The sequence below is a fragment of the Deinococcus rubellus genome, assembly GCF_025244745.1.
Taxonomy (GTDB): Bacteria; Deinococcota; Deinococci; order Deinococcales; family Deinococcaceae; genus Deinococcus; species Deinococcus rubellus.
In genome coordinates this window covers 1,264,514-1,288,690 of record NZ_CP104213.1, presented here as the reverse complement: position 1 = coordinate 1,288,690, position 24,177 = coordinate 1,264,514, and the positions used below count along the sequence as shown (strand labels likewise).

Annotated in this window: 21 protein-coding genes; 12 read left to right on the top strand and 9 right to left on the bottom strand. The window is 66.0% G+C overall.

The window, feature by feature from the left end; translation table 11 throughout:
• The first annotated feature begins 166 nt into the window (after positions 1-166).
• The 4 genes from N0D28_RS06770 to N0D28_RS06755 all read left to right on the top strand — a co-directional run bounded on the left by N0D28_RS06770 (position 167) and on the right by N0D28_RS06755 (position 5,691).
• Positions 167-745 carry a MarR family winged helix-turn-helix transcriptional regulator gene (locus tag N0D28_RS06770; RefSeq protein ID WP_260561604.1) on the top strand — a complete coding sequence of 193 codons (579 nt, stop codon included), beginning with the start codon at positions 167-169 and terminating at the stop codon, positions 743-745.
• Positions 742-2,664 (top strand): MDR family MFS transporter, encoded by a 1,923-nt coding sequence (locus N0D28_RS06765; RefSeq protein WP_260561603.1) that lies wholly within the window; start codon positions 742-744, stop codon positions 2,662-2,664. Before N0D28_RS06770 ends, N0D28_RS06765 begins: the two co-directional genes overlap by 4 nt.
• A gap of 165 nt (positions 2,665-2,829) precedes the next feature.
• Positions 2,830-4,389, top strand: coding sequence for a decarboxylating NADP(+)-dependent phosphogluconate dehydrogenase (gene gnd / locus N0D28_RS06760; protein ID WP_260561602.1), 1,560 nt, complete (start codon positions 2,830-2,832; stop codon positions 4,387-4,389).
• A 72-nt stretch (positions 4,390-4,461) separates the two neighbouring features.
• Entirely contained in the window at positions 4,462-5,691 is a 1,230-nt protein-coding gene (locus N0D28_RS06755; RefSeq protein ID WP_260561601.1) for a transcription antitermination factor NusB, read from the top strand.
• 14 nt (positions 5,692-5,705) lie between these two features.
• On the opposite strand, the gene N0D28_RS06750 is transcribed toward N0D28_RS06755, so the two are convergent.
• From N0D28_RS06750 to ispH, 5 genes are read right to left on the bottom strand one after another with little or no spacing between them, the layout of a single operon-like run.
• On the bottom strand, positions 5,706-6,176 hold the full coding sequence (locus N0D28_RS06750) for a DinB family protein (protein WP_260561600.1): 471 nt from the start codon (positions 6,174-6,176) through the stop codon (positions 5,706-5,708).
• A gap of 30 nt (positions 6,177-6,206) precedes the next feature.
• A complete protein-coding gene (gene nudC / locus N0D28_RS06745; protein ID WP_260561599.1) occupies positions 6,207-7,052 on the bottom strand; it encodes an NAD(+) diphosphatase in 846 nt (281 codons plus the stop codon).
• Between the two features lie 43 nt (positions 7,053-7,095).
• Complete coding sequence (gene deoD / locus N0D28_RS06740; protein ID WP_260561598.1) at positions 7,096-7,806, bottom strand: purine-nucleoside phosphorylase; 711 nt, start codon at positions 7,804-7,806, stop codon at positions 7,096-7,098.
• Between the two features lie 27 nt (positions 7,807-7,833).
• On the bottom strand, positions 7,834-8,574 hold the full coding sequence (locus N0D28_RS06735; protein ID WP_260561597.1) for a metallophosphoesterase family protein: 741 nt from the start codon (positions 8,572-8,574) through the stop codon (positions 7,834-7,836).
• 35 nt (positions 8,575-8,609) lie between these two features.
• Entirely contained in the window at positions 8,610-9,620 is a 1,011-nt protein-coding gene (gene ispH, locus N0D28_RS06730) for a 4-hydroxy-3-methylbut-2-enyl diphosphate reductase (protein ID WP_260561596.1), read from the bottom strand.
• Between the two features lie 203 nt (positions 9,621-9,823).
• On the opposite strand from ispH, the gene N0D28_RS06725 reads away from it, so the two are divergent.
• The 5 genes from N0D28_RS06725 to N0D28_RS06705 all read left to right on the top strand — a co-directional run bounded on the left by N0D28_RS06725 (position 9,824) and on the right by N0D28_RS06705 (position 18,069).
• Positions 9,824-10,453 carry a TetR/AcrR family transcriptional regulator gene (locus N0D28_RS06725; protein ID WP_260561595.1) on the top strand — a complete coding sequence of 210 codons (630 nt, stop codon included), beginning with the start codon at positions 9,824-9,826 and terminating at the stop codon, positions 10,451-10,453.
• 136 nt (positions 10,454-10,589) lie between these two features.
• On the top strand, positions 10,590-12,074 hold the full coding sequence (locus N0D28_RS06720; protein ID WP_260561594.1) for a TolC family protein: 1,485 nt from the start codon (positions 10,590-10,592) through the stop codon (positions 12,072-12,074).
• Positions 12,075-12,109: 35 nt separating this feature from the next.
• Positions 12,110-13,195, top strand: coding sequence for a TolC family protein (locus tag N0D28_RS06715; protein WP_260561593.1), 1,086 nt, complete (start codon positions 12,110-12,112; stop codon positions 13,193-13,195).
• Positions 13,196-13,230: 35 nt separating this feature from the next.
• Complete coding sequence (locus tag N0D28_RS06710) at positions 13,231-14,523, top strand: efflux RND transporter periplasmic adaptor subunit (RefSeq protein ID WP_260561592.1); 1,293 nt, start codon at positions 13,231-13,233, stop codon at positions 14,521-14,523.
• Between the two features lie 3 nt (positions 14,524-14,526).
• Positions 14,527-18,069, top strand: coding sequence for an efflux RND transporter permease subunit (locus tag N0D28_RS06705; protein WP_260561591.1), 3,543 nt, complete (start codon positions 14,527-14,529; stop codon positions 18,067-18,069).
• 313 nt (positions 18,070-18,382) lie between these two features.
• Here the strand turns inward: N0D28_RS06705 and N0D28_RS06700 are convergent, their stop codons facing one another.
• Entirely contained in the window at positions 18,383-19,258 is an 876-nt protein-coding gene (locus N0D28_RS06700) for a hypothetical protein (protein WP_260561590.1), read from the bottom strand.
• A 117-nt stretch (positions 19,259-19,375) separates the two neighbouring features.
• On the opposite strand from N0D28_RS06700, the gene N0D28_RS06695 reads away from it, so the two are divergent.
• Entirely contained in the window at positions 19,376-20,275 is a 900-nt protein-coding gene (locus tag N0D28_RS06695; RefSeq protein ID WP_260561589.1) for an RluA family pseudouridine synthase, read from the top strand.
• A gap of 27 nt (positions 20,276-20,302) precedes the next feature.
• On the opposite strand, the gene N0D28_RS06690 is transcribed toward N0D28_RS06695, so the two are convergent.
• The 3 genes from N0D28_RS06690 to N0D28_RS06680 all read right to left on the bottom strand — a co-directional run bounded on the left by N0D28_RS06690 (position 20,303) and on the right by N0D28_RS06680 (position 22,947).
• Entirely contained in the window at positions 20,303-21,103 is an 801-nt protein-coding gene (locus N0D28_RS06690; protein WP_260561588.1) for a menaquinone biosynthetic enzyme MqnA/MqnD family protein, read from the bottom strand.
• 44 nt (positions 21,104-21,147) lie between these two features.
• Positions 21,148-22,335 carry a CofH family radical SAM protein gene (locus tag N0D28_RS06685; RefSeq protein ID WP_260561587.1) on the bottom strand — a complete coding sequence of 396 codons (1,188 nt, stop codon included), beginning with the start codon at positions 22,333-22,335 and terminating at the stop codon, positions 21,148-21,150.
• Positions 22,336-22,410: 75 nt separating this feature from the next.
• Positions 22,411-22,947: a hypothetical protein gene (locus N0D28_RS06680; protein WP_260561586.1), complete on the bottom strand. Its 537-nt coding sequence runs from the start codon at positions 22,945-22,947 to the stop codon at positions 22,411-22,413.
• A gap of 211 nt (positions 22,948-23,158) precedes the next feature.
• On the opposite strand from N0D28_RS06680, the gene N0D28_RS06675 reads away from it, so the two are divergent.
• Both N0D28_RS06675 and N0D28_RS06670 read left to right on the top strand, forming a co-directional pair.
• Positions 23,159-23,590 carry a PAS domain-containing protein gene (locus N0D28_RS06675; protein ID WP_260561585.1) on the top strand — a complete coding sequence of 144 codons (432 nt, stop codon included), beginning with the start codon at positions 23,159-23,161 and terminating at the stop codon, positions 23,588-23,590.
• 165 nt (positions 23,591-23,755) lie between these two features.
• Positions 23,756-24,100: a hypothetical protein gene (locus N0D28_RS06670; protein ID WP_260561584.1), complete on the top strand. Its 345-nt coding sequence runs from the start codon at positions 23,756-23,758 to the stop codon at positions 24,098-24,100.
• Positions 24,101-24,177 lie beyond the last annotated feature (77 nt).

Genomic DNA, 24,177 nt, shown 5'->3' with positions numbered 1-24,177 from the left:
CCCTTACCGGGTGCGGTTTTTTTGTGACTTCGCCTGCTGGGTCTGGTCGATCGTCCGCAGTGCAGCGCCATAAGCCAGAATGCCTATAGACCTATATCTTTCGGCTGGCTCAATCATGTAGCACAGATGACTTTTTGTCTGGCCGAATAGTTTCAATATCTTAAGCGTGCAGAAGAACGCCCACCACCAGACTGTAAATAGTACCCTCGATCCTCCCCTCTGCGCGCTGCCCGACCACGATCCCAACGACCCCGCCGAGCGCCTCACCTTCTGTATGCAGCAGCTTCACCGCCTGGTGTCCGACCGGATCATGGGCATCTTGCAAAGCGAACTGCAAGGCGAGGATGTGAGCTTCACCCAGATGACAGCGCTGTATAAAGTGCGGGCGTTTGCGCCGATCAGCTTGACGCTGCTTTCCGAACACCTGGGCGTGAGCCTTCCGGCCACCAGCCAACTGATTCAGGAACTGGTGCGCCGCGAGCTGATGGAGCGCCGCGAGAATCCCGAGAACCGCCGCGAGAAACTGCTCGCACTCAGCGACAAGGGCCAGCAATTTCTCTATATCCGGGAGAAGGCCATGATGGGCGCGTACAGCGAGGTCTTCGGTCAGGTCAACCCCGAGAAGATCAACCGCGCGGAGGAAGCCATCACCGCCCTCATTCTGGAAGCCCAGCAGCTCCAGGCCCAGCAGCCCACTGCCCAGACCAGCCCACATCAGCCCACCCCCCACCAGGAGACCGTATGACCCAAGCCGCACCACCCCCGAATACCCCCCGCCTGGAAGACCGCATCAATTACGCCGAGGTGCTGCCGCAGAGCACCAAAGTCCTGATTCTGGTCGGCACCCTGCTGGGCCTGTTTCTCTCGGCGCTCGACCAGACCATCGTCTCGACCTCGCTGCCGCGCATCATCGCCGACCTCAACGGCCTCAACCTCTATGCCTGGGTCACGACGGCCTACCTGCTGGCGGGCACGGCCATGGTGCCGATCTACGGCAAGCTCTCGGACATCTACGGACGCAAGCCGGTGCTGCTGTTCGGCATCGTCGTCTTTCTGATCGGCTCGGCGCTGTGCGGCATGGCCGGTGAGCCGTGGTTCGGCAACCTCTTCGGCAGCGGCATGATGCAGCTGATCGTCTTCCGGGGCTTGCAAGGCTTCGGAGCGGCGGCGCTGACCTCGGTGGCGTTTGCCATCATCGCCGATATCTTCGCGCCCGCCGAACGCGCCAAGTACCAGGGCCTGTTCGGGGCCGTCTTCGGCATCTCCAGCGTCATCGGGCCGCTCCTCGGCGGCTTCCTGACCGACAACATCTCGTGGCGGTGGGTTTTTTACGTCAACCTGCCCATCGGTCTGATTGCCATCGCCTTTATCGCCAGCAAGATGCCGATTCTGGCCAGCGGCCTGAAACCCAAGATCGACTACGTGGGCGCGATTCTGGTCCTGACTTTCTCGGTGCCGCTGCTGCTGGCCCTCACCTTCGGCGCGGAAGCCACCTACGGCTGGACCAACACCACCGTGCTGGCATTGTTCGCCGCTTCTGCCGTCTCGCTGGTCCTGTTTCTGTTCGTCGAGTCGCGCCACGAAAGCCCGATTCTGCCGCTCTCACTCTTCAAGAATCCGACGTTTGCCTGGGGCGTCACGGCCCGCTTCTTTCTGGGCGCGGCCTTCCTGGGCGCGATTCTGTTTCTGAGCCTGTACCTCGTCAACGTGCAGGGTGTCAGCGCCACCAAGGCGGGCACGGCCACCATTCCGCTCACCATGGGATTGATCTTCGGCTCCATCGTCAGTGGTCAGATCGCGGCCCGGCTGGGCATCTACAAGCCGCTGATTCTGGTGGGCCTGGCACTGATGGTCGGCGGATTTTACCTGCTCTCCACCCTCAACGCCGACACCTCCTACAGCACCGTCATCTTCTTCATGGTCATTCTGGGCCTGGGCATCGGCCCGGCTTTGCCGCTCTACAACCTGGCGATTCAGAGTGCCGTGCAGCGCTGGGAAATCGGGGTGGCGACCTCCAGCGGGCAGTTCTTTCAGCAGATGGGCAGCACCATCGGCACGGCCGTCTTCGGCGCAGTGCTGACCAGCACGCTGGCGACCCAGCTTCCGGTCCAGCTGCGTGCCGCCGCGACCGGCCAGAAACCGGCCATTGCCGCCCAACTGGAAGCCGCCGCCAAGAGTGCTTCTCAGGCCAACGTCTCGCAGGGACGCGGCAACGCCCCGACCCTGGACGACATCAACGCCAAGATCAACGACAGCTTCGCCAAGACCTTCGGCAGCGTGCAGACCGCCGTGCAGAGCGGCAGCCTGAACAGCATCACCCAGAATCAACTGCTGCCCGAGGGCCTCAGAAACGGTCTGGCCCAGATTCCACCGGCGGCCCTCCAGACCGAGCAGGGCAAGGCCCAGGTGCTGGCGCAGATCAAGTCGCAGCTCGGCAGCGCCCAGACCAGCGCCTTGGCTGATGCCAAGACGACGTACGCCCTCTCCAGCCGGGCGGCCAAGGTGGGCTTTGCCAACACCATCAGCCACATCTACCTGATCAGCATTTTCGTGGCGCTGCTGGCGTTCCTGTCCACCCTGCCGATGCCCAATCTGCGGCTGCCCAAGAAGGGCGAGGGATCTGGCGGAGAGAAGCGCGGCGGCCTGGCCTCGATGGAAGGCTAAACCACTTCACTTTCACATTTGAGCAAAGGAGGCGGGCCGCTGGGCTGCGCCTCCTTTTTTGTGACTGGCTTCCCGCTTTAATTCTTAATCTGCTCTGCGCCTATATTGAGAACGCTGACGGGATGAGCCGTTCGTTTTCCTTCACTCTCAAAAGGAGCCTTCCCCATGACCCAATCTGAGAACAACACCAGCACCTCTTCAACTAAAGCCGGCCCCGAAGCGGTGCGTTCCGAAGCGGTAGAGAGCCACCAATTGATTGCTGCGCCCGTCAACGAGGCGACTGCCGACATCGGCGTGATCGGACTGGCGGTCATGGGCGAGAACCTGATTCTGAACATGGCGTCCAAGGGCTTCACGGTGGCGGCCTTCAACCGCACCACCAGCAAGGTGGACGACTTCGTGACGGGCCGCGCCAGGGGACAGACCATCCTGGGCGCGGACGACCTGCCCACCTTCGTGTCGCTGCTCAAGAAGCCGCGCAAGGTGATGCTGATGGTGAAAGCCGGGCCAGCCGTGGACGCCTTTATCGAGATGCTCGCCCCACTTTTAGATGAGGGCGACATCATCATCGACGGCGGCAACACCCACTTTCCCGACACGGTGCGGCGCGAGAAGGCCCTGGCCGAAAAGAACATCCTGTTTGTCGGCGCGGGTGTTTCGGGCGGCGAGGAAGGCGCACTCAAAGGCCCCAGCATCATGCCGGGGGGCAATGCCAAAGCCTGGCCGGAACTGAAGCCCATTTTTCAGAAGATCGCTGCGCAGGTCGGCGGCCAGCCCTGCTGCGACTGGGTGGGCGAGGGCGGGGCCGGGCACTTCGTCAAGATGGTCCACAACGGCATCGAATACGCCGACATGCAGATGATTTCCGAAGCCTACAGCCTGCTCAGCGGCGCGCTGGGTCTGGGTGCCCCCGAAATCGGTGCAATCTTTGACGAGTGGAACAAGGGCGAACTGGACAGCTACCTGATTGAAATTACCGCCGAAATTCTGCGAAAAGTGGACGACGAAACCGGAAAGCCGATGGTGGACGTGATTCTGGACACGGCCGGGCAAAAAGGTACTGGCAAATGGACCTCGGTCACAGCGCTCGACGTGGGCGCACCAGCCAATACCATTGCCGAGGCGGTGTTCGCCCGCATTCTGAGCGCCCTCAAGGACCAGCGCGTTGAGGCCAGCAAGGTGCTGCGCGGCCCCGACGCGCAAGACGCCCCTGACCACGACGTGTTCGTGGAGCAGGTGCGCCGGGCGCTCTACGCGTCCAAGATCTGCTCATATGCCCAGGGCTTTCAGATGATGGAACTGGCCGCTGCCGAGTACGGCTGGACGCTCGACTTCGGCTCCATCGCCCAAATGTGGCGCGGCGGCTGCATCATCCGGGCGGCCTTCCTCGACAAGATCAAGGCGGCTTTCGGCAGCAACAAAGCGCTGCCCAACCTGCTGCTCGACGCTTATTTCACCCAGGCCATTCAGGAGTCGCAAATGGCCTGGCGGCAGGTGGTGGCGGCAGCCGCCCTGCGCGGCGTCTGGACGCCCGCCTTTTCCAGCGCCCTGGCGTATTACGACGGCTACCGCAGCGAGCGACTGAGCGCCAACATCTTGCAGGCCCAGCGCGATTACTTCGGCGCGCATACCTACGAGCGGGTGGACAAGCCGCGCGGCGAGTTCTTTCACACCAACTGGACCGGACGCGGCGGCAGCACGTCGAGCAGCACCTACAACGCCTGAAGACTGAAGCAGGGGCAAGCACTGATCAGGAAACAGCGCCCGCTGCCCTGACAGGGACGCTATGCTGGAGAGATGACTGCTCCCTCCCCCAATCCGGCCCGCGAAGTGGCCCTGCGCGTGCTCACCCGCGTGCTCGGCGGCGCGTTCGCTTCCTCCGAACTGGACCGCGAACTGAAGCGCGGCCACCTGCCGGGCCGTGATGCGGGCCTGGCGACCCAACTCGTCTACGGCACGCTGCGCCACTACCGCCGTCTCAACGCAGCCTTGACTCCGCTGCTGACCAGCAGTACCCGCGACAGCACCCGCGCCGTGCTGCTGGCCGGGGCCTACGAGAAATTCGTGCTGGGCACTCCGGTTCACGCGGTGGTCAACGAGTACGTCGATCTGGCGCGCGGGGGCTTCGGCCCGCCCGGACTGGTCAACGCCGTGCTGCGCCGCCTGGAGGGCCTGCCCGATGTGGCGGCCCTGCCACAGTGGCTGGAAGCGGAACTTCAGGACGCCTACGGCTCCCAGGCCAGGGCGGTGGAGGCGAGCCTCCTCGAACCCCAGCCGCTGTGGCTGCGCCTGACGGGTGAGGGCGTGAATGCCCTGCGCGGCGAGGGCAGTGAGGTGGAGCCGGGCTACGGCGACGTGTACCGGGTCTCGCTCTCGCGTCCCCTGGGCGTCACGGCGGCCTTCAAGAACGGCTGGGCGCAGCCGATCAACCCGGCGAGCTTCGCCTGCGTGCTGGCGCTGGGCGAGGTGGAGGGCAGGCGTGTCCTCGATCTGGCGGGCGGCAGCGGCGTCAAGGCGGCGATGTTAGCCTCGCGCGGCGCGCAGGTGACGAGCGTGGACGTGAGCGACAAGAAGATCCGCCCGGCCCGGCAGAACATGGGCCGCCTGCACCTCAAGGCCGAGTTCGTGACCGCCGACCTGACCCAGACGCCCGATCTGGCCCCCGCCGATCTGGTGCTGCTCGACGCACCCTGCACCGGCAGCGGCACCCTGCGCGGCCACCCCGAGATCGGCCTGCGCCTGACCCAGCAGGCCGTGGCCGGGATGGCCGACTTGCAGCGCCGGATGCTCAGCGCCTGCGCGCCGCTCGTCTCGCCCGGCGGCACGCTGGTCTACAGCGTGTGCAGCGTGACCAGGGCCGAGGGGCCGCAGCAGGTGGAGCGCTTTCTGGACGCCCACCCCGAGTTCTCGCCTGCACCGCTGCCTGACTTGCAGGTGCCGGTGACCACCAGTGGGGCCGGAGTCCTGACCATGATGGACGATGGTATAGACGGCTTTTTCATCGCCCGGTTGCAACGCCGGGGCTGAGTCAGGCCCCCAGGTCAGCGCAGCAGCTTCACCGCCTGCCGGATGGCCCCCAGATGGTAGGCGCTGTGGACCGCCGGGTTGACCAGTTCCTCGGCGGCCAGAGGCTCGGCGGCAGCGACGCGGGCCATCATCTCGTCGTAGGCGGCGCGCAGGCGGCTTTGCACATCAGTCCAGGCGGCTTCGTCCACCGTTCCGGGCGCAAAACTCCCCTTCCAGTCGAATGGCCCAGAAGGTGTCTCGCCGCGCATGAAGACCAAACCGACTTCCAGGTAGTAGGTGACGTGGGCGGCGTGGGCGGCGACGCTCAGGCCCAGTATCGTGGCCTCGGACGCCTGGGCCGCACTCAGCCCGGCCAGCGTGGCGAAGAGGCCATGATTGCCGCTGCCATCAGCCTTGGTGCCGTCCAGAAACAGGGTGGGCTGACCCGGCTGGCCGCCCTCGAAGGTTTCATGTAGGATGCTTTGCAGGTCGTCGAGGAGAGGCATCCTCTGACTTTACCAGCCGCCGCTGCGCGGTCAATCGCCCGCGCGCGGCCCCACCACCGACTCGATCAAGCGGCGGGCGATGCTGGCGCGGCCCGGCAGCGCCGGTAAATCGGCCTCGTCAAACCAGCGGGCGTCCTCGATTTCCCCCGGCTGCGGGATAATCTCGCCGCCCGCGTACTCGGCGCTGTAAGCCAGCATCAAACTGTGCGGAAACGGCCAGGGCTGCGAATCGAAATAGCGCAGGTTGGCGATGTCCAGATTGGTTTCCTCCAGCATCTCGCGGTGGGCGGCGTGCTCCACGCTCTCACCCGGCTCGACGAAGCCCGCGTTGGCACTGTACATCCCTGCCGGAAACTGCGGCGAGCGGCACAGCAGCAGTTGCAACCGGCCCTCCTGTCGGCGGGTCAGCAGCACCATCACGGCCGGGGCCAGGCGCGGGTAGACGCTCAGGCCGCAGGCCGGACAGCGCCGCACCCGCTCGGCAGCGTCCGGCAGGGTGTGCGCTCCGCAGTTGCCGCAAAAGCGGTGGGTCCGGTCCCACTCGGCGATCTGGTAGGCGTAGCCGCCCAGCAGCCACAGCCAGTCTGGGACACGCCCGTAGAGGCCGCGCAGCCGGTGCAGCCCGAACGGTTGGGCCGCCTCCCCTACCAGCCGCGCACCCCAGACCTGCCGCCCGGACTGCTGGCCCAGATAAACTGCGCCCTCGCTGTCGCCGGGCCGCTGATTCGGTAAGCCCAGCTCAGGGCCGAGCAATACCTTGTCGCCGGAAAAAACCAACCACAGGGCGTCGGGGGCCACCTCCGCTGGGGCCTGGGTACTGGGCAGAAAGCCGTGCCCGTTGGAGAAGGGATCGGAAGTGCTCTCGGGGCCAGTCATGGAGCCATTCAAGCGCGCTCAGGGTCAGCCAACTGTGAGCGGGCTAGGCCGTTTCGAGCGCCGCGTCGAGGGCCACCTCGATCATGCCGTTGAAGCTGGTCTGGCGCTCCTCGGCGGTGGTTTCCTCGTGGGTGATCAGGTGGTCGGACACCGTCAGCACGGTGAGCGCCCGGACACCGAACTTGGCGGCCAGGGTATAGAGTTGCGCGGCTTCCATCTCCACGCCCAGCACCCCGAACTCGGCCCAGATCTTGTACTGGTCGAAATCGTCGTGGTAGAAGGTGTCGCTGCTCATGATGTTGCCCACGTGCGCCCGCAGGCCGCGTGCCTGGGCCACCTGGTAAGCCCGCAGCAGCAGCCCGAAATCAGCGATCGGCGCGAAGTTCTTGGCCCCGAAGCGGATGTTGTTGATGTTGGAATCGGTGCAGGCGGCCTGCGCCAGAATCAGGTCGCGCACCTGCACGTCCTCGCGGTAGCTGCCGCAGGTGCCGACCCTTACCAGCGTCTGGCAGCCGTAATCGTTGATCAGCTCGTAAATATAGATGCCTGCGCTGGCCATCCCCATCCCAGTCCCCTGCACCGAAACCGGCTTGCCCTTGTAACTGCCGGTGAAGCCCAGCATGCCGCGCACGTCGTTGTGCTGCACGGGGTCGGTGAAAAAGGTCTGGGCGATGTGCTGGGCGCGTCTGGGGTCGCCGGGCAGCAGCACGGTGGGGGCAATCTGATTTTCGGCGGCGTTCATGTGAAGACTCATGGGTCCAGCTTAGCCGAAGAAAATCGTTCAGGCGTCCACCCAATCCGAAGCCCAGCGCTCAGCGTCCGGCACGCGGGCCGCCCGCAACCCGTCCTGAATGAGTCTGGCCGGATACGGCACCTGCCGGAACTGCACCTGCCCGCCGCCCAGCCCTTTGCCCGGCAGCAGGTCGAGCAGCAGGTACTCGGCGCGGGCCACATTCAGGTAGACGCCGTTTCTGAGTTCGAACGGCAGGCCCACCGAGCCGGGATTGAGCAGGTGCCAACCTTCGAGCGTCCGCAGCAGCGGGCGGTGGGTATGGCCGCCGATCCACCGGGGAGCCGGGCCGAATTCGGCGCGCAATTCGCTCAGACGTACCTCAGGCGTCTCAGCGTTCAGGACCTCGGTGCAGCTCTCAGGGCTGCCGTGAAAGGCCAGCACGCCCGGCAAGATATCCACCGTCGGCTGGTAGGTCCGCACCAGCCCGCGCTCCAGCTCCCCCACCGCCGCGTGGCTCCAGGCGTCCAGTTCGTAGATGGCGCGCTCGTCGGGCAGGCCGCGCGGCTTGAAGGTGGGCCAGGGCCGGAGCAGCTCCGCATCGGCGTTGCCCATCACCACCGGACCGTTGAGCGAGGCAACCAAGTGCAGACACTCGGCGGGAAAAGGACCGGTCATGGCCACGTCGCCCAGACAGATCAGCAGATCGGGCGCGTGCCGCCGCACATCGGCCAGGACTGCTTCCAGGGCAGGCAGGTTGCCGTGAATATCTCCGAAGACGGCGGCGCGCATGGCCCGAGTCTAGCTTCTTCAGCACCCGGTTCTCCTCAGCGCTGACTTCGGAGCAGTTCTTCCTGCGGCCCCACCTTCTTCGGCTCGCGGAAGAGGATGTTTTCCCACTCGCCCTGCTCGGTGACCTGAAGTGCCGGATTGCGCGCCCGGAACACCTCCACGACAGCCTGCACCAGATCGTCGGGGGTGCTGGCGGCGCTGCTGATGCCGATGGTCTGGACGCCGCTCAGATCGAGGGCGTCGAGGTCGGCGGCGGTATCCAAGCGGTAGGCACGGGGGCAGAGGCTGGCGGCCAGTTCGAGGAGTCTCATGCCGTTGCTGCTGTGGGTACTGGTCAGCACCAGGAAGGCGTCTACCTGCGGAGCGATGCGCCGCACCTCGTCCTGGCGGTTCTTGGTGGCGTAACACAGGTCCTCGCTCGGCGGAATGACCAGCGCCGGGAACCGGGCCTTGAGAATCTCCACCGTGCGGCGGGTGTCGTCCACGCTAAGGGTCGTCTGGGTCAGGACCACCAACTTCTCGGGGTCCGGCACCTCGACGGTGTGCGGATCGTGTAGCCCCGGCCCGGTCTTGCCCAGCACGCCCACGATGATGGTGCTGCCGGGCGCTTCGCCCAGCGTGCCGATGACTTCCTGGTGGCGGGCGCTGTCGCCGATCAAGAGGATGGTGTAGCCCTCGCGGGCGTACTTCTTTGCCTCGGTATGCACTTTGGTGACGAGCGGACAGGTGGCGTCGATGGTGGACAGGCCCAGCTCGCGGGCGCGCTGCCTCACTTGCGGCGAGACGCCGTGCGCCGAGAACACCAGTGTCTGGCTGCCCGCTGGCAACGCCTCCAGAATGTCCAGATCCTCGACGAAGCGGACGCCGTGGCCCTGCTCCAGCCGCTCGACGACGGTGTGGTTGTGGACGATGCTGTGGTAGACCGTCAGCGGTCCGCTCTCGCTCTGGGCCGCTTTCTCGACGGCCCCTATCGCCATCACGACGCCCGCGCAAAAGCCCCTGGGCTTGGCGAGAATCAGGTGTTGTACGGTGCTGGAGTCAGCCATGATGCGCCGAGTCTAGCGGTCCTGCGGCGAGGCGAGGGTGTGGTGTGTTCCAGGCGGCGCGGCTCAACCCTCCTCTTCGTGGGTTCTACCGGCGGGCGCTGAGCGCTGAAGTGTGACCGGCACTCAGGTTCATGGCCGTGACTCCCCCGACGACCCACGCCCGTCCCTTGACAACAGGTTGGTAAGTGAGTCCATACTTACTTATGGCCCGACCACGTACCATCAGCGATCAGCAGATCGTGGACGCGGCCCGCGAAGTCTTTCTGGAGCAGGGCTTTTCGGCCACCACCGCCGAGATCGCCCGCCGCGCCGGGGTCTCGGAGGGCACCTTATTCAAACGCTTCTCGACCAAGGAGGATCTGTTCGCCGAAACCGTCGGTCTAAGTGAGGGACGCGGCTGGCACAAGGAAATCACCAGCCTGGTCGGTCAGGGCGATCTGTGCGCCAACCTCAAGCGCCTGGCCTGGCTGATCGTCCGGATGGCGCGGGTCATCTTGCCGCCGCTAATGGTGATGTGGTCGCGCGGCCACGCCCCCGGCAGCAAGCCCAGACCGGACCATGACCCGGTGAGCGACGATATCGCCGCCATTGCCGCTTACCTGCGCGCCGAGGTGGCGCTGGGACGGCTGCGCGAGGTGGACTGCGAGGTGGTGGCCGACGCCCTGATCGGCTCGCTGACCAACCACGTTCACCGCGAGCTGATGCTGGGGCCGAGCGTCGACACCGAGCGCTATGTAGAACACCTCCTCGATGCCTGGTGGACCGGCCTGGCCCCACCCCCTCCGGGCAGCGAGACCGCCCCAGCCCTACCGTCTCCCCCTAAAGTGAGTTGATCCACCGTCTATGAGAGCGTTACAACAGAAACGGTGGCCCCACCCGGCGGCCTGGCAGATTCAGCGTTCTGAGCCGAAATCTCTCTTTCCCCCACGCCCTCCCGATGCCGCCCTCTCACGCCGCCGAGGTGAATGCTTGAATTTTCTCCCACGCCCAAGAAGTTCCCGCACAGCGGCGCTGACCGCCTGGCTGCTGTGCGCGGCTCTGACACCCGCACTGGCCCAGACCACGGCACCGCCCGACCCCGCGCCCATCACCGCGCCCGCGCCGCCCACTGCCCTGAGCAATGCGGTGCTGACCTTTGCCGACGTGCAGCGGGCCATTCGCGGCTCGGCAGGCTGGCGCAGCGCCGAGGAACAGTACAAGGCCGCGCAGTACGCGCTCGACTCGGCCCGCGCCCGCGTCGGACTTGACCTGACACTGGGCGGCAGCGTGAGCGCAGGCAAGTCGCCCGTGGACAGCGGCGACTGGCAGGCAGTGAGCACCCTCACGGGCCAGGTCAGCGCCGCCGTCTTGCCGTGGGGCAGCGCATTCGACGGTGTTCGCAGCGCCGAGCGGGCGCTTGGCCGGGCGGCACTCGACTTGCAAGACAGCCGCCAGACGCTGCTGCTGGGAGCCGCCCAGAGTTACCTGTCGGCCCAGCTCGCTGCCGAGCAGGAAACCCTGAATGCCGCCCAGGCCGCGCTCGCCAGCCAGCAGCTCGGCGTGGCCCAGGATCAGCGCCAGAACAACCTGATCAGCGTCGAGGACCTGCTGACCCGCCAGGGCAACCTGGAAAGTGCCCAGGCCAGCGCCGTGAATGCCCAGGCCGCCCGCGAAATTGGCGAGCGCCAGCTGCTCAGCGACGCAGGGCTGGACGTGGGCCTGGCGGCGCGGCTGATCTTGCCGAGTGTGCCGAGCATTCCGGGCGCGCCCGCGCCGCTGGCCGATCTGCTGGCCAGTGCGCTGGGCCAGCGCAGCGAGATTCAGAAAGCCGCCTCGCAGCTCACCGACGCCCGCGCCTCCCTGACCAGCGCCCAGCGCGAACGCCTCCCCGACCTCTCGGCCAGCGTCAATTACGGCCAACTGAGCCTGACCGGCAGCGGCGGGCGCAGCGTCGGCGGCAGCCTGAACGTCAAGACCGGAGTGGCCGCCGCCACCTTCAGCTTGCCGACCAGCACCGGCAGCACGCCGATTCCCACCTCGCTCTCGCTGGGCCTCACCGGCAGCTTCGACGTGCTGGGCGGCGCGGCCAACGCGGCCATCGCCAGCGCCCAGAGCAGCGTGAGAAGTGCTGAACTGGCCCTGGAGAGTGCGCGCAGCAGCGTGGAACTCGGCGTGCGCCGCGCTTACAACGACGCCCTCAACACCCGCCGCCTGCTGGACGTGCAGCGCACCGCCCTCACACGGGCACAGATGGTGCTGACCTCGGCCCAGGCCCGTCTGACGGCGGGACTCGGCACGGCGCTGGACGTGAATGTCGCCCAGGTGGGCGTGCAGAATGCCCAGTTCGGGGTCGATCAGGCGCTCAACGCCGCGTACCTGGCCCAGGTGCAGCTCGCCAAGGCCAGCGCCCAGTTCGACCCGGCCCTGCTGCTCGTGTCCATCAGTCCCGATTCCAGCACCCCCACTTCCAAATAACCCCATCCAAGTACCCCCATCAACGGAGCCAAGCCATGACCACCCCCAGCCGCACTGCCCACCATTCTGCCGCCCGACCTTTTACCCTCAATGCGCTGGCCCTGCTGGCGACCCTCAGCCTGGCGGCCCAGGCCAGCGCCCAGACCAGCACGGCCCTGAGTCTGCCTGACGCCGTGACCCGTGCCCTGGCCAGCGGCCCCGACACCACCACCAGCCGCGCCAACCTGCAAAAAGCCCAGGCCAACGACAAGGCGGTGCGCGCCGATCCCACCAGCATCATCACCGATCAGGTCAGTGCCCAGCAGGGGCTGGCAAGCGCCCAGGTAAATTTAAGCAACACCAAGCTGACGGTGATGCAGACGGTCGTGACGCAGTACCTGGCCATCTACGAGGCCGAGCAGCGCACAGACCTCAATACCGCCCAGGTCAACTACTACAGTCGCAGCCTGCAAATTGCCCAGGCCCGACTGGCGGCCAAAGTCGCCACCCAGCTCGACGTGACCAAGGCCCAGAACAGCCTCAGCAGCAACCAGCAGGAACTCGCCGACGCCAAGGCGCAGCGCCCGATCGCCGCCGCCCAGCTCGCCAAAACACTGGGCCTGGGCCAGACGGCCATCAACGTCAAGGCCCCGCCCGCGCCGCCGCAACTCAGCGCTGCACTGGCCTCACTGCAAGCCGGACTCGATGGCCGCCTGCCGACACTGGTGCAGGCCGCCAACACCGTGCAGTCGGCGCAACTTCAGGTCAAGGTCTCGGACAACGACTACACTCCGGCCCGCACCCTGCAAGACGCCCAGACAGCGCTCAGTAACGCCCAGCGTGACCTCGACAGTGGCCGCAAGGCCGCACTGACCAGCCTCAATGACGCTTACCGCGCCGCCCAGAATGCCCGCGAGCAGGTCGGTATCAGCGCGGCCAGCCTCGCCGCCCAGCAGACCACGCTAAACCAGGCGCAGGCCAAGCTCAAAGCCGGAACCGCTGCCGCCGTCGACGTGCAAAACGCCCAGGTGCAGCTCCTCTCGGCGCAGTTCGCGCTGGCCCAGGCCCAGGACAACTTTTGGAAGGCCCTGGCCGCCCTCTCGGTGGCCGCCGGAAAAGACGTGACGGGACTGGCCCAATAATGAAAAGTCGCCCAGTCGTGAAAAGGAGCCCAGGCATGAAGGCCGTCCACCCACCCTCACCGGCGCTGGCGGCGCTGCTGGGTCTGGCACTGCTGCTGGGCGCATGCAACAAACCCGCCGCAGACAAGGCGGGAGCGGGCAGCCCGGCCAGCAGCGCCAGCACCACGACCACCTCCGGCCAGAACAATCTCGACGCCGCCCCGCCCAAGAGCAGCGCCCTGGATGTCAGCGTCATCCAGCCCAAGCAGGGTGGCCTGACGGTCAGCCGCACTGCCAGCGCCACCGTCACAGCGGTTCAGGACAGCCAGGTGGCCGCACTCGCCAGCGGCGCGGTGACGCGGGTGCTGGCGACGGCGGGTCAGAGCGTGAAGGCCGGGCAGATCGTGGTGCAGCTCGACCCCTCAGCGATTCAACAGGCACTCGACAACGCCCAGATTCAGCTTAAAAACGCCCAGATCAACCTCGATCAGACGCGGCGCAACACCGGCCAGAGCACCGGGCAATTGCAGTCGGCCATCACGGCGGCCCAGGCCAACGCCGACAAGGCGCAGCAAGACGCCCAGTCCAGCCGCAAGCTGTACGCGCTGGGCGGCATCAGCCAGGCCGACCTGACCGCCAGCGAGGCGACCCTGGCCCAGACCCAGTCGGCGCTCTCGCTGGCGAAAAATAACCTGACCCAGAACGGCCAGAGCGGCGGCAGCAGCCTGGCCCTGCTGCAAAACCAGGTGCAGAGTGCCCAGGTGGCGGTGCGGCAGGCCCAGGAAAATCTGGCCAAGGCCAGCGTCCGCGCTCCCTTTTCCGGCACGGTGGCCTCCATCAGCGCCAAGCTGGGCGAGTACGTCAACACCGGCACCGCCGTGTTCCGGCTGGTGGACGGCAGCAGCCTGACCGCCGACTTCAACGTCGCGCCGGGCGACGCCGCCGCGCTGGGAGCGGGCAGCAAACTCAATTTCGATTACGGCGGCAAGACGTACCTGGCCGTCATCAAGGAGGGAGACCGGGTGACCGGCAGTGACCGGCTGGTGCCGCTGACCACCCGGCTTTACGGAGCCAGCGCCAGCAACCTGCCGGTGGGCGGCGTGGGACAGATGCGCTACCGGGTCACTCTCGCGTCCGGCACCCTGCTGCCCAGCGGCGCGATCCAGAACGACGGCGGCGACAACGCGGTGTATCTGGCCGAGGGCAGCACGGCGGTACGGCGAACCGTTCAGATTCTGGCCGAGTCACAGGGGCAGACCGCCGTCAGCGGCGTTCCGGCGGGCGCGAGAGTGATCTATCCGGTGCCGCCGAGCCTCCAGGGCGGCGCGAGCATCAAGGTCGGTGAATAAAGTATGGCGGATCAGCCCAAAGGCGACGACAGCAACTTGATCGGCAGAATGCGCGCCCGGATGAAGGGCCGGGCGGAGGCGAGCGAGCAGGCCAATTCCGAAACGGTCCACTCAAGCAAAGTCAGTTTGAACAAAGTCGGCTCAAGTCAGGCCACGCCCTCCGGCCCGCACTCCTCCGAACCACTGCCCAAGATCAACCCGGCCATCAATTTCAGCGTCACGCGCTACGTCTTCTCCATCGGCGTCTTCGTGGCCGTGGTGCTGCTGGGCTTACTCAATACCACCCGGCTGGGCGTCGAACTGCTGCCCAACTTCGAGGTGCCGATTCTGGCCGTGTCCACCGGCTACAGCGGCGCGACGCCCGATCAGGTGGACCGCGAGATCTCGCGCAAAATCGAGGACGCCGTCAGCACCATCAGCGGCGTTTCGGATATCCGCTCTACCAGCACCAGCGGCCAGAGTGCGGTGATCATCACCTTTCAGGACGGCACCAACATCGACTCGGCGGCCAACAGCGTCTCGCAGTCGGTGGCGGCCATCCGGGGAACTTTGCCCAACGACGCCGACGCCCCCATCGTGCAGAAGTTCGACCCCAACGCCCAGCCGATTCTGACGCTGGCCTTGCAGGGCGGCACGGCGCGGGCCGCCGACGTGGCCACCTACGCCAACGACACCCTGGTGCCCCGGCTCCAGCGCGTCGCGGGCGTGGCCGACATCACCGTGTCGGGTGGGCCGACCCGGCAGATTCAGGTACTGATCGATCCCTCCAAGCTGCAAAGCTACAACCTGACCCCGGCGCGGCTGACGGCAGCCATCGGCGCGTCGGCGCTCGATTTGCCCGCTGGATCGCTGACCCAGAACGGCAACTCCATCGGATTCTCCACCCGCAACACCCCGACCAGCCTGCAAGGCGTGGGCCGCATCATCGTGGACCCGCAGACCGGGCTGACCGTCAGCGACGTGGCGACGGTGCGCGACACCTCGGCGGCAGCCAGCAGCTACGCCCGCTTCAACGGCCAGCCCGCCGTGCTGCTGGGCGTGCGCAAGGCGTCCGGCACCAACTCGGTGTCGGTGGCCGACAGCGTGCGGGCCAGCATGGAAAGCGTCAAGCTGCCGCCGGGCTACCGGCTCTCGCTCTCGGAAGACAGCACCCGCACCACCCGCGCCACCGTCAACGACACCTTCAAGGAATTTTTGATCGGCATCGCGGCAGTGGGCGTGGTCGTGCTGCTGTTCCTGGGGCGGCTCAACACGGTCTTCGCGGTGGTGCTGGCCATTCCCATCTCGATCAGCGCCGCGCCGCTTTTGTACAGCCTGTTCGGCTTTACCTTCAACCTGATTTCCCTCCTGGCCATCATCGTCGCCATCGGCATCGTCGTGGACGACTCCATCGTGGTGGCCGAGAACGTGCAGCGCTACCGCGACCTCGGCTATGACCAGCTCAAATCGGTGCTTTACGGCGGCTCGGAAGTGTTCAGCGCCGTCACAGCAGCCAGCTTCTCGCTGCTGGCCGTGCTGGTGCCGCTGAGCTTCATGCCGGGCATTCTGGGCCAGTTCTTCCGGCAGTTTGCTATCGGACTCATTGCCGCCATTGCACTGAGCTGGCTGGAATCGCTGCTGTTTCTCACCGTCCGCATGGCCTACACCCGCGACCCCGATCCCATCGGCTGGCCGCAGTTTGGCCGCTTGCTGGGAAGATTGCCAGAAATTATTAAATGGGGCTTTGCCCGCAAGACCTTGCTGAGCGCCTGGGGCATCCTGGGACTGGTTGTGTACGGCGTCGTATTGGCCGTCGTTTCGCGCCGCGCGGGCACCGGCCCGGCCATCTTCGCGGCCCTGCTGCTCTACCCGCTGATCATCGGCCTGGTGCGCTACGTGCTGATGGCGCTGCTGGGCCTGCTGGAAGCCGTCACCTCTACTCTGCACGGCATCGTCAACGGCGCGGTCATCCGGCTGGCACGCGCCTACGCCCGCAGCGTGGCCTGGGCACTGCCGCGCAACCTGCTGATCATCCTGCTGGCAGTGGCCTTCCTCTTTACCATCGCCATTCCGATTGGCAAGGTGGGGTTTGCCTTCGTGCCCAAGAGCGACGGCGGCATCCTGACGGCCAGTCTGACCCTGCCGGTGGGCACCAGCCTGGACCAGACCAACCTCGCCACCCGCAAGATGGAAGAGTATCTGCTGGCCCAGAAAGACGTGAAGCTGGTCTCGACCAGCGTGGGCAGCGGCAGCAGTCAGGGCACCGGGGCCAACGGCAGCGCCATCACCGTCACCCTGATTGACAAGAAGCTGCGCCCCGGTATCGATAGTCTGGTCGCCAACTACCAGGTCGGACTCAAGAAAGCACTCTCCGGCGTGACGTTGGAAACGCTCAGCGTGGCCGCCCAGCAAAACGGCCCCGGCGGCTCCTCGGACATCAGTCTGGCCCTCAGCGCTCCCAACCAGACAGTGCTGGAAGCCAAGAACCGCGACCTGATCCGCCTGCTCGGCAGGGACAGCAACCTCAGCAGCGTGACCAGCAGCCTGAGCGCCACCCGCCAAGAGCGCAACTTCGTGCCGAACCAGGCGCAGCTCGTCGGCTCCGGCCTGACGACTTCCGATCTGGCCCAGGCCCTGAGAAGCTACAACGACGGCAGCAAGGCGGGCAGCCTGCGCGACGGTGACAACAGCGTGGATATCGTGGTCAAGCTCGATCCGAGCCTGCTGCAAACCGAGCAGTCGTTGCTCTCGCAGACGGTCTATTCCTCAGTACTGGGGGCCAACGTGCCGCTCTCCAGCCTCGGCAGCTTCCGCCTCCAGCAAGCGCCCGCGACCCTCAACCGCTTCAACAAGGCGTACACCGCCACCATCAACATCAACCTGAAGAAGGGCGGCCCCAATGCCTTCTCGTACCAGCAGACCATCATCAACAACGCCACCAAGGCGGGCATTCTGAGCGGCGGGGTGGGCCTGGGCAATGCTTCATCTTTCGGCTCAGCGGGCCTGACTGGCAACCTGGTCGTCTACGGCCCCGCCGTGCTGGTGCTGGCCGTACTGATGACGTACCTGGTGCTGGGCAGCCAGTTCAACTCGTTTCGCTACCCGCTGTACCTGCTGCTGCCGGTGCCGCTGGCGATTGTCGGCGCAGTCTGGACATTGTTCTTCTTCAAGACCTCGCTGGACGTGATCACGATTCTGGGCATGGTGATCCTGCTGGGCCTGGCCACCAAAAACTCGATTCTGTATCTGGAATTCGTGGTGGAACGCATGCGCCACCTGCCGATCAAGGAAGCGCTGATCGAAGCTGCCGAGCTGCGCTTCCGGCCCATCATCATGACCACTGTGACGGTGCTGGTCATCAGCATTCCGCTGATCTTCGGCGGCGGTGAGGGTGCGGAGTTCCGGCGTGGGCTGGGCATCGTGATCATGGGCGGCGTGATTACCGGCACATTGCTGACCTTCTACGTGGTGCCGAGCGTGTTCTACCGCTTCGAGAAGAATCGTCAGAAGCCTAGAGAAGTGGAAGTCGAAGCACTGCCGGGCAGAATCGCCCCCGCGACAGACTGACGCCTGCACCCTCCCCCATTCCGCATTTTTCTAGAGCCTCCGCCCGAGCCTGGGTGGGGGTTTTTTGTGGCAGGCAATAGACCCTCCTGCGGTGCATGACGCGGGGCAAGATGCCGGGCCATGCACCGCAGGAGGGTCAGAGGGCCGTCAAACAGGCTTCCCCAGAAGTGATCTCGCGCTCTAACTTGAACCCGTTTCGTGGGGATACCTGGCTTCAGATGCAGAAATGGGGCCGCTGGTCATGCAAACAAAAGCGGAGGAGGTCACCTGACCTGTGCCTCCGCTTCAACCGCCCAGATTCAAAGGGCCTGGCTCAGAAGACAATCGGCTTGATGCCCACGCTGTTCGCGCCGCACGACACCGTCAGCACCTTGCCGTTGGGCGCGGACGTGCAGCCCAGGGCATTCAGGGCCGAGAACGGCAGCACCAGATTCTTACCGTCCGAGGCGGGGGCGAGCGGCAGGGTCACGCTACCGCCGCCGAGCAGGGCGCTGGTCTTGCCCGCCGTCACAGTCAGGGTCGGCTGGCCGGTGCGCTCCAGCTTGAACTGCCCCGCGCCCAGCGAGGTCACGTTGACCAGTCCCTTCAGGTCGCTGCCCAGCAGGTACGGCTCGCCCTTGACCGCGCCCAACGGGGTCGCCGGGCGGCCCGCCGCTGCGGCGCTGGGAGCGGACGCAGAGGCCGGGGTATCCACGACCACCAGCGTTTCCTTGGCGGAGATCTCGGCCAGCAGCACCAGCGAGAGGGTCTTGCCACTCGTCACGGCCAGACTGCTGGCCTTGCCCGACAGCTTCCACTCACCCGCCCGCGTGCCGAGTTTGGCCTTGATGGCGGGGCGCAGTGCCGAGGCCGAGTTGGCAGCGTAGAGGCACAGCGCCCCGGCACTCAGCTTGAGCGCCTTGGGGCAACCCAGCAATCGCCCCGACACCACCGCGCTGACCTCGATGCCCAGCGCCGAGGCCGCGTTGCCCGGCACGTTCAGGCGCACTGGCGCTTTGGGCGTGGCCGGACTGGATATAGCCGGACTGGGCACTGCTGGAGCAGGAGTCATGGGTGCGGGGGCAACGGGAGCAGGTGTCGCAGGCGCTGTCACGGGAGCGGTGGTTTGCGCGGCGGCCTGGCCCGCAAGGGTGCCGGTCAACAGCAGGGTAGCGGCCAGCAGGGCCGGGGGGCGAAAAGCCTTCAACATGAAACGTATCCTAGCGGGAACACATGAGCATGCTCTTTAGGCTTGAGTCAGCTTGCATCAGGTGACGGCGCGGTAAGTTGCGTCGCCGCTGCCGGAAACCTGCGCTAAGCTCGGCCCATGGCCCTCAACGGCGGCTACGCCTACCGCGAACAATTGAGACAGCGCGCCGAGGGGCAGCTCCTCGCGCCCTACCTGGCGGCACGCTATCCGCACTCCACGCCCGAGGAATGGCAGGCGAAGCTCGCACGCGGTGAGGTGACGCTCGACCAGCGCCCGGCCAGCGGCCAGGAGCGGCTCAGGACCGGACAGTGGCTCGTCTGGCAGCGCCCACCCTGGCAGGAAGAAGCCGCCCCGCTGCATTTCTCACTGCTGCATGAGGACGCTGCCCTCATCGCCGTCAGCAAGCCCAGCGGCCTGCCCACCCTGCCCGGCGGCGGTTTTCTGGACCATACCCTGCTGCATCTGGTCCGCGCTGACTTTCCGGGAGCCAGTCCACTGCACCGCCTGGGGCGCGGTACTTCGGGCGTCGTGCTGTTTGCCCGCACATCCGCAGCGGCGTCAAAATTGGCACAGGACTGGCGCGAGCAGCAGATCGGCAAATTTTACCTGGGGCTGGGGCAGGGTCTGGCCGAGCAAGACCACTACGACATCGGCGTGGCGATTGGCCCGGTGCCGCACCCCCTGCTGGGCGAGGTCTACGCGGCCAACCCGCACGGCAAGCCCTCGCGCAGCCTGGCGACGGTGCTGGAACGCCGTGAGCATGCCACGCTTTTCGAGGTGGACATCCGCACCGGCCGCCCACACCAGATCCGCATTCACCTGGCCAGCATCGGGCATCCGCTGGTCGGCGATCCGCTCTACGCACCGGGCGGTCTGCCCCTGGCGCACCTGCCGGGGCTGCCCGGCGACGGCGGCTACTGGCTCCACGCCCACCGCCTGCACTTCCGGCACCCGCTCAGCGGCGAGGACATGAAGCTGGAAGCGCCGCCGCCAGCGATGTTGAGCCTGAACTCCTGACGGGCGGCGGCACTTCCGGAGTTTCATTCAGCCCGGCGGCATTCCGAACACCAGCGGGGCGTGGCCCGGCACGGCTTTGGCGGCAAATTCGTCGAGACCCAGGCGGTCCGGGGCTTCCAGGTGGTAGCGGAAGTTCCAGAGATAATGCTGCACCACGCGGGCGGGAAGTCCCAGCTTGCGGGCGTGTCGCTCGGCCACTTCGCTCAGGTGGCCGATGCCGCTGCGGCGGGCCTCGCGCATGGCCTGCACCAGCGCGGCGGGCGGCGGCACGGCCTGACGGTAGGCCCACACCGCGAAGACGAAGGGGTGGCCGGTGAGTTCAAACCACTTCTCAGCCAGATCGGTGACGGTGACGCCGCCGCGCGTGTGCGGCAAAGCCGTCATGGTGGTGGCCTCGGTGAGCGGCCCGACCACCCCGTACCACTCGCGCAGGGCACTGTCGCCGATGCGCAACACCCCGTCGTAGCCGGACGCCAGCAGCTCCTGGGCAGTGCCCTCGGCGCGCTCCAGCACCGGCGTCACGCCGCTCTCCTTCAGCAGCACTTCCAGCAGGGCCACGCTGGTCGCGCTCTGGGCGGTCAGGGCCACCCGCGTCAGGGCCTGCCAGGGTACGCGGTGAAACAGATTGACGCTGTAGACCGGACCCAGCACCGACACGCTGAAATCCGGCAGGGCCGCCAGGGTACCCGCATTGCGGATGAATTCCACCGCGCTGATGTTGGCGATATCCACCTCGCCCGAGAGCAGCGCCGCATTCATCTGGGTGGGCACGCCCGTCACGGCGCTCACGCCCGGCGGCAGACTCAAATCGTCGAGAATCGGGGCCACGTTGGTGTAGTGAATCCAGCCTGCCCGGTAGGAGGGCAGCGTGCTCAGACGCCCACCGCCCGCTCCTCTTCCGCCTCGGCCCCCCTGCCGATGTCCAGTACGGTCTCCACGTCGGGGTAGCGCAGAATCTGGAAGTAGCTGTTGCGGATGGCAGGCCTGAATCCAGCGTCATGGGCGATGCGGACGAGTTCTCGCACGGTGGCGCTGTGCCGCCCGCCGCCGCCCGCCGCCGACACCACATTTTCTTCCAGCATGGTGCTGCCCAGGTCGCTTGCTCCGTAGTACAGCGCCGCCTGCGCCACCTTGAAGCCCTGGGCGGGCCACGACGCCTGGATATTGGGCTGGTTGTCGAGGGCGATGCGGGCGATGGCGAGCTGCTGCAGGTACTCATGCGCCGACGCGCCGGGAGCCTTGCCGTGCAAGCGGGTGTGCTCGGTCTGGAGGCTCCACATGGCAAACCCCGCAAAGCCGATGCCGTAGTCGTGCATGGCCTTGTCCTGCTGATCGCGGATCTTGATCAGGTGGCTGGCGCGCTGGGCGTAGCTCTCGCCGAAGCCGATGACCATGGTGCTGATGGTATAGAGACCCTTACGCTGCGCCGCGTCGAGGATGCGGAACCAATCGGCGCTGCGGATGCGGGCGGGAGCCGCCTTGGCCCTAATGTCGTCTTCCAGAATCTCGCCGCCCGCGCCGGGCAGGCCGTCGAGCCCCGCCTCGATCAGCGTGTCGAGCAGGGTGTCGAGATCCATCCCGAAGGTTTTTTCCATGAACAGCACTTCTTCGGGGCTAAACGCCTCGATGCGGATGCTGGGGTGGTGCAGCTTGATGAACTTGAGCAGCCCGGTGTAGTACTCCAGCGGCAACTCGGGGTTGACCCCGCCCTGCATCAGGATGCGCGAGCCGCCCACCGCTTCGAGCTCCACGATCTTGGCCGACACCTGCTCGTAGTCGAGGGTATAGCTGTCTTTCTGGCGCTTGGTGCGGTAAAAGGCGCAGAAGTTGCAGCCTACGTTGCAGATGTTGGTGTAGTTGATATTGCGGTCGATCAGAAACGTCACGGTGTCCGGGTCGCTGCGGCGCAACCTCAGTTCGTGGGCCACCGCCGCCACCTCGGGCAGCGGCAGCGAATAGAGGGCGGTGATTTCTGCGTGGTTCAGGCGCTCTCCGCGCTCGGCCTTCTCTAACAAGCTGGGGGCGAGCAGGGCGGCGTCGTCTGGAGTCAGGCGCGTCATGCAGAGAGTTTAACACCGCAGGAGAAGGGGAAAGTCCCCAATAGTTACCGACAGATGCTGACCCCAGAGTCCAGCTCAGGCCCCCGCGTTGCCCGCTGGCCCGCCACGCCAGAGCAGCACGTCCACGTCGGCCTGGGCGTCACTGCGGCTGGTCAGCACCTGTACCCGCAGCGGCCCGAATCGGCGCTCAAAGTTCACGTCGTCTTTCGCGCCGCTCCGGACACTCGTTTCCACCCAGCTCTTGAGGGCGGGCAAACGCTCAGCGCTGAGGTTAAAGCAGCTCTTGGCCGCGCCCGAACTGAGCCGGGCCATCAGCTTGCCGATGGTGGGACCGCTTTGCGACAACGTCTGGCTGCTGCTCAGGTACGTCAGGTGAACCTTATTGGTGAGCAGATCAGCCCCGGTGCCCAGCACCAGGCTCCACTCGCCGCCGTAAGCGTTGGGCGCGAGGGTGTAGCCGCGCTCACCGCGCATCAGCCGCTCGCCGCTCATGGGCACGGCGTCCTGAAACACTCCGCCCTCGTAGATGAGTTTCAGGTAACCTGCGCTCGCCTCCTCAGCCTGCGCGGCGAGCATCAGGGCCAGGTGGGCCGTCGGCGTCCGGGGTTTCATGGCTCAGTCTACGCGGGCGGCGGGCCGAATGTTCCGACGCGGTAGATTAGAGATCAGCTCACAGGGCACGGCGGCCTCGCTGCGGCTCCGAAGTCGCGGGCCGCGCTTCCTTAATTTTCAGATAAATCCGGTTTTCCAAGGGCGCTCATCCTGAAGACTACTGGCCGCCGCCTTTCTGAATTTGACTGTCACCCACCCTGGGGGCCGCGAAATGTCTAACCAACCGGAAGCACCCGCCCCCAATCGCTCGCCCCAGGCGTTGCGCCAGCAGGCCGAGGATCAGCTTCAGCCGCCGCCACTGCTCAGCTCCGCGCCGACCCTGGAACAGCGTCAGCTCGAATTTCAGAGTCAGCAGCACGAACTCCAGGTGCGTCAGGTCGAGCTGACCCTGCAAAACGAGGAATTGCAGCTCAGCAACTCGGAGCTTAAGCGGGCCCGTGACCGCTACCAGCAGCTCTACGATCTAGCCCCGGTGGGCTATTTCTCGCTCGATCAGGGCGGACACATCACCGAGGTGAACGCTGCTGGCCAGGCGCTGCTGGGGCTGGGGCGCGAGCAGTTGCTGGGGCGGCGCTTCCTACTATTTGTGGACGAAGGATCACGCACCTCACTGGCCGCGCTGCTCAAGCGCCTGATTCAGTGAGGTGCGGGTGCACCTGGCCAGCTTGACAATTCAGGTGGGCCAGGCCAGCCCAGCGGCCCACAGCCCAAAGTCCAGCGACTGGAACTGCGGCTGCTGCGTCCGGGATCAGAAGCGCTCGACGGGCAGCTTGACGCCGTCTTGAACGGCTCAGAAATTCGGATGGCGGTGACTGACATCACAGCTCTCAAGGGCGTGCAGGCCTCCATTCTGGCGCTCAACGAAACGCTGGAGGAGCGCGTCGTACAGCGCACCGCCCAGATTCAGGAACTCAACGAAGAACTTGAAACCTTCGTGCAGTCCACCATGCTGGCGCTCGACACCCCACTGCGCCACATCGGCAGTTTCGCGGCCCTGCTGCGCCAGAAGCTGCCGCAGACGCAGGACCCGCCCACTGACCACACCCAGAGCACCACTAAATGGTGGGGGCCGCCGAACGGGTGCAGGTGCTGGCCACAGCCCTCACCGAGTATTTCCGACTGGGGCGGCAGCGGTCGCGGTTCATTCCGGTGAGCCTGCAGAAGGTGATCGCGGAAGTCAAGAAGAACCTGCGCCCCAGCTCGAAGGCCGCCCGGTCACCTGGACCCAGG

Bases quoted from the DNA above. Each gene is read 5' to 3' on its own strand.
- N0D28_RS06680 (WP_260561586.1), bottom strand. From the start codon at position 22,947: ATGAAACCCCGGACGCCGACGGCCCACCTGGCCCTGATGCTCGCCGCG.
- N0D28_RS06695 (WP_260561589.1), top strand. From the start codon at position 19,376: ATGGCCCTCAACGGCGGCTACGCCTACCGCGAACAATTGAGACAGCGC.
- N0D28_RS06705 (WP_260561591.1), top strand. From the start codon at position 14,527: ATGGCGGATCAGCCCAAAGGCGACGACAGCAACTTGATCGGCAGAATG.
- N0D28_RS06755 (WP_260561601.1), top strand. From the start codon at position 4,462: ATGACTGCTCCCTCCCCCAATCCGGCCCGCGAAGTGGCCCTGCGCGTG.
- N0D28_RS06675 (WP_260561585.1), top strand. From the start codon at position 23,159: ATGTCTAACCAACCGGAAGCACCCGCCCCCAATCGCTCGCCCCAGGCG.
- N0D28_RS06715 (WP_260561593.1), top strand. From the start codon at position 12,110: ATGACCACCCCCAGCCGCACTGCCCACCATTCTGCCGCCCGACCTTTT.
- N0D28_RS06710 (WP_260561592.1), top strand. From the start codon at position 13,231: ATGAAGGCCGTCCACCCACCCTCACCGGCGCTGGCGGCGCTGCTGGGT.
- deoD (WP_260561598.1), bottom strand. From the start codon at position 7,806: ATGAGTCTTCACATGAACGCCGCCGAAAATCAGATTGCCCCCACCGTG.
- N0D28_RS06750 (WP_260561600.1), bottom strand. From the start codon at position 6,176: ATGCCTCTCCTCGACGACCTGCAAAGCATCCTACATGAAACCTTCGAG.
- N0D28_RS06725 (WP_260561595.1), top strand. From the start codon at position 9,824: ATGGCCCGACCACGTACCATCAGCGATCAGCAGATCGTGGACGCGGCC.
- N0D28_RS06700 (WP_260561590.1), bottom strand. From the start codon at position 19,258: ATGTTGAAGGCTTTTCGCCCCCCGGCCCTGCTGGCCGCTACCCTGCTG.
- gnd (WP_260561602.1), top strand. From the start codon at position 2,830: ATGACCCAATCTGAGAACAACACCAGCACCTCTTCAACTAAAGCCGGC.
- N0D28_RS06765 (WP_260561603.1), top strand. From the start codon at position 742: ATGACCCAAGCCGCACCACCCCCGAATACCCCCCGCCTGGAAGACCGC.
- N0D28_RS06685 (WP_260561587.1), bottom strand. From the start codon at position 22,335: ATGACGCGCCTGACTCCAGACGACGCCGCCCTGCTCGCCCCCAGCTTG.
- N0D28_RS06735 (WP_260561597.1), bottom strand. From the start codon at position 8,574: ATGCGCGCCGCCGTCTTCGGAGATATTCACGGCAACCTGCCTGCCCTG.
- ispH (WP_260561596.1), bottom strand. From the start codon at position 9,620: ATGGCTGACTCCAGCACCGTACAACACCTGATTCTCGCCAAGCCCAGG.
- nudC (WP_260561599.1), bottom strand. From the start codon at position 7,052: ATGACTGGCCCCGAGAGCACTTCCGATCCCTTCTCCAACGGGCACGGC.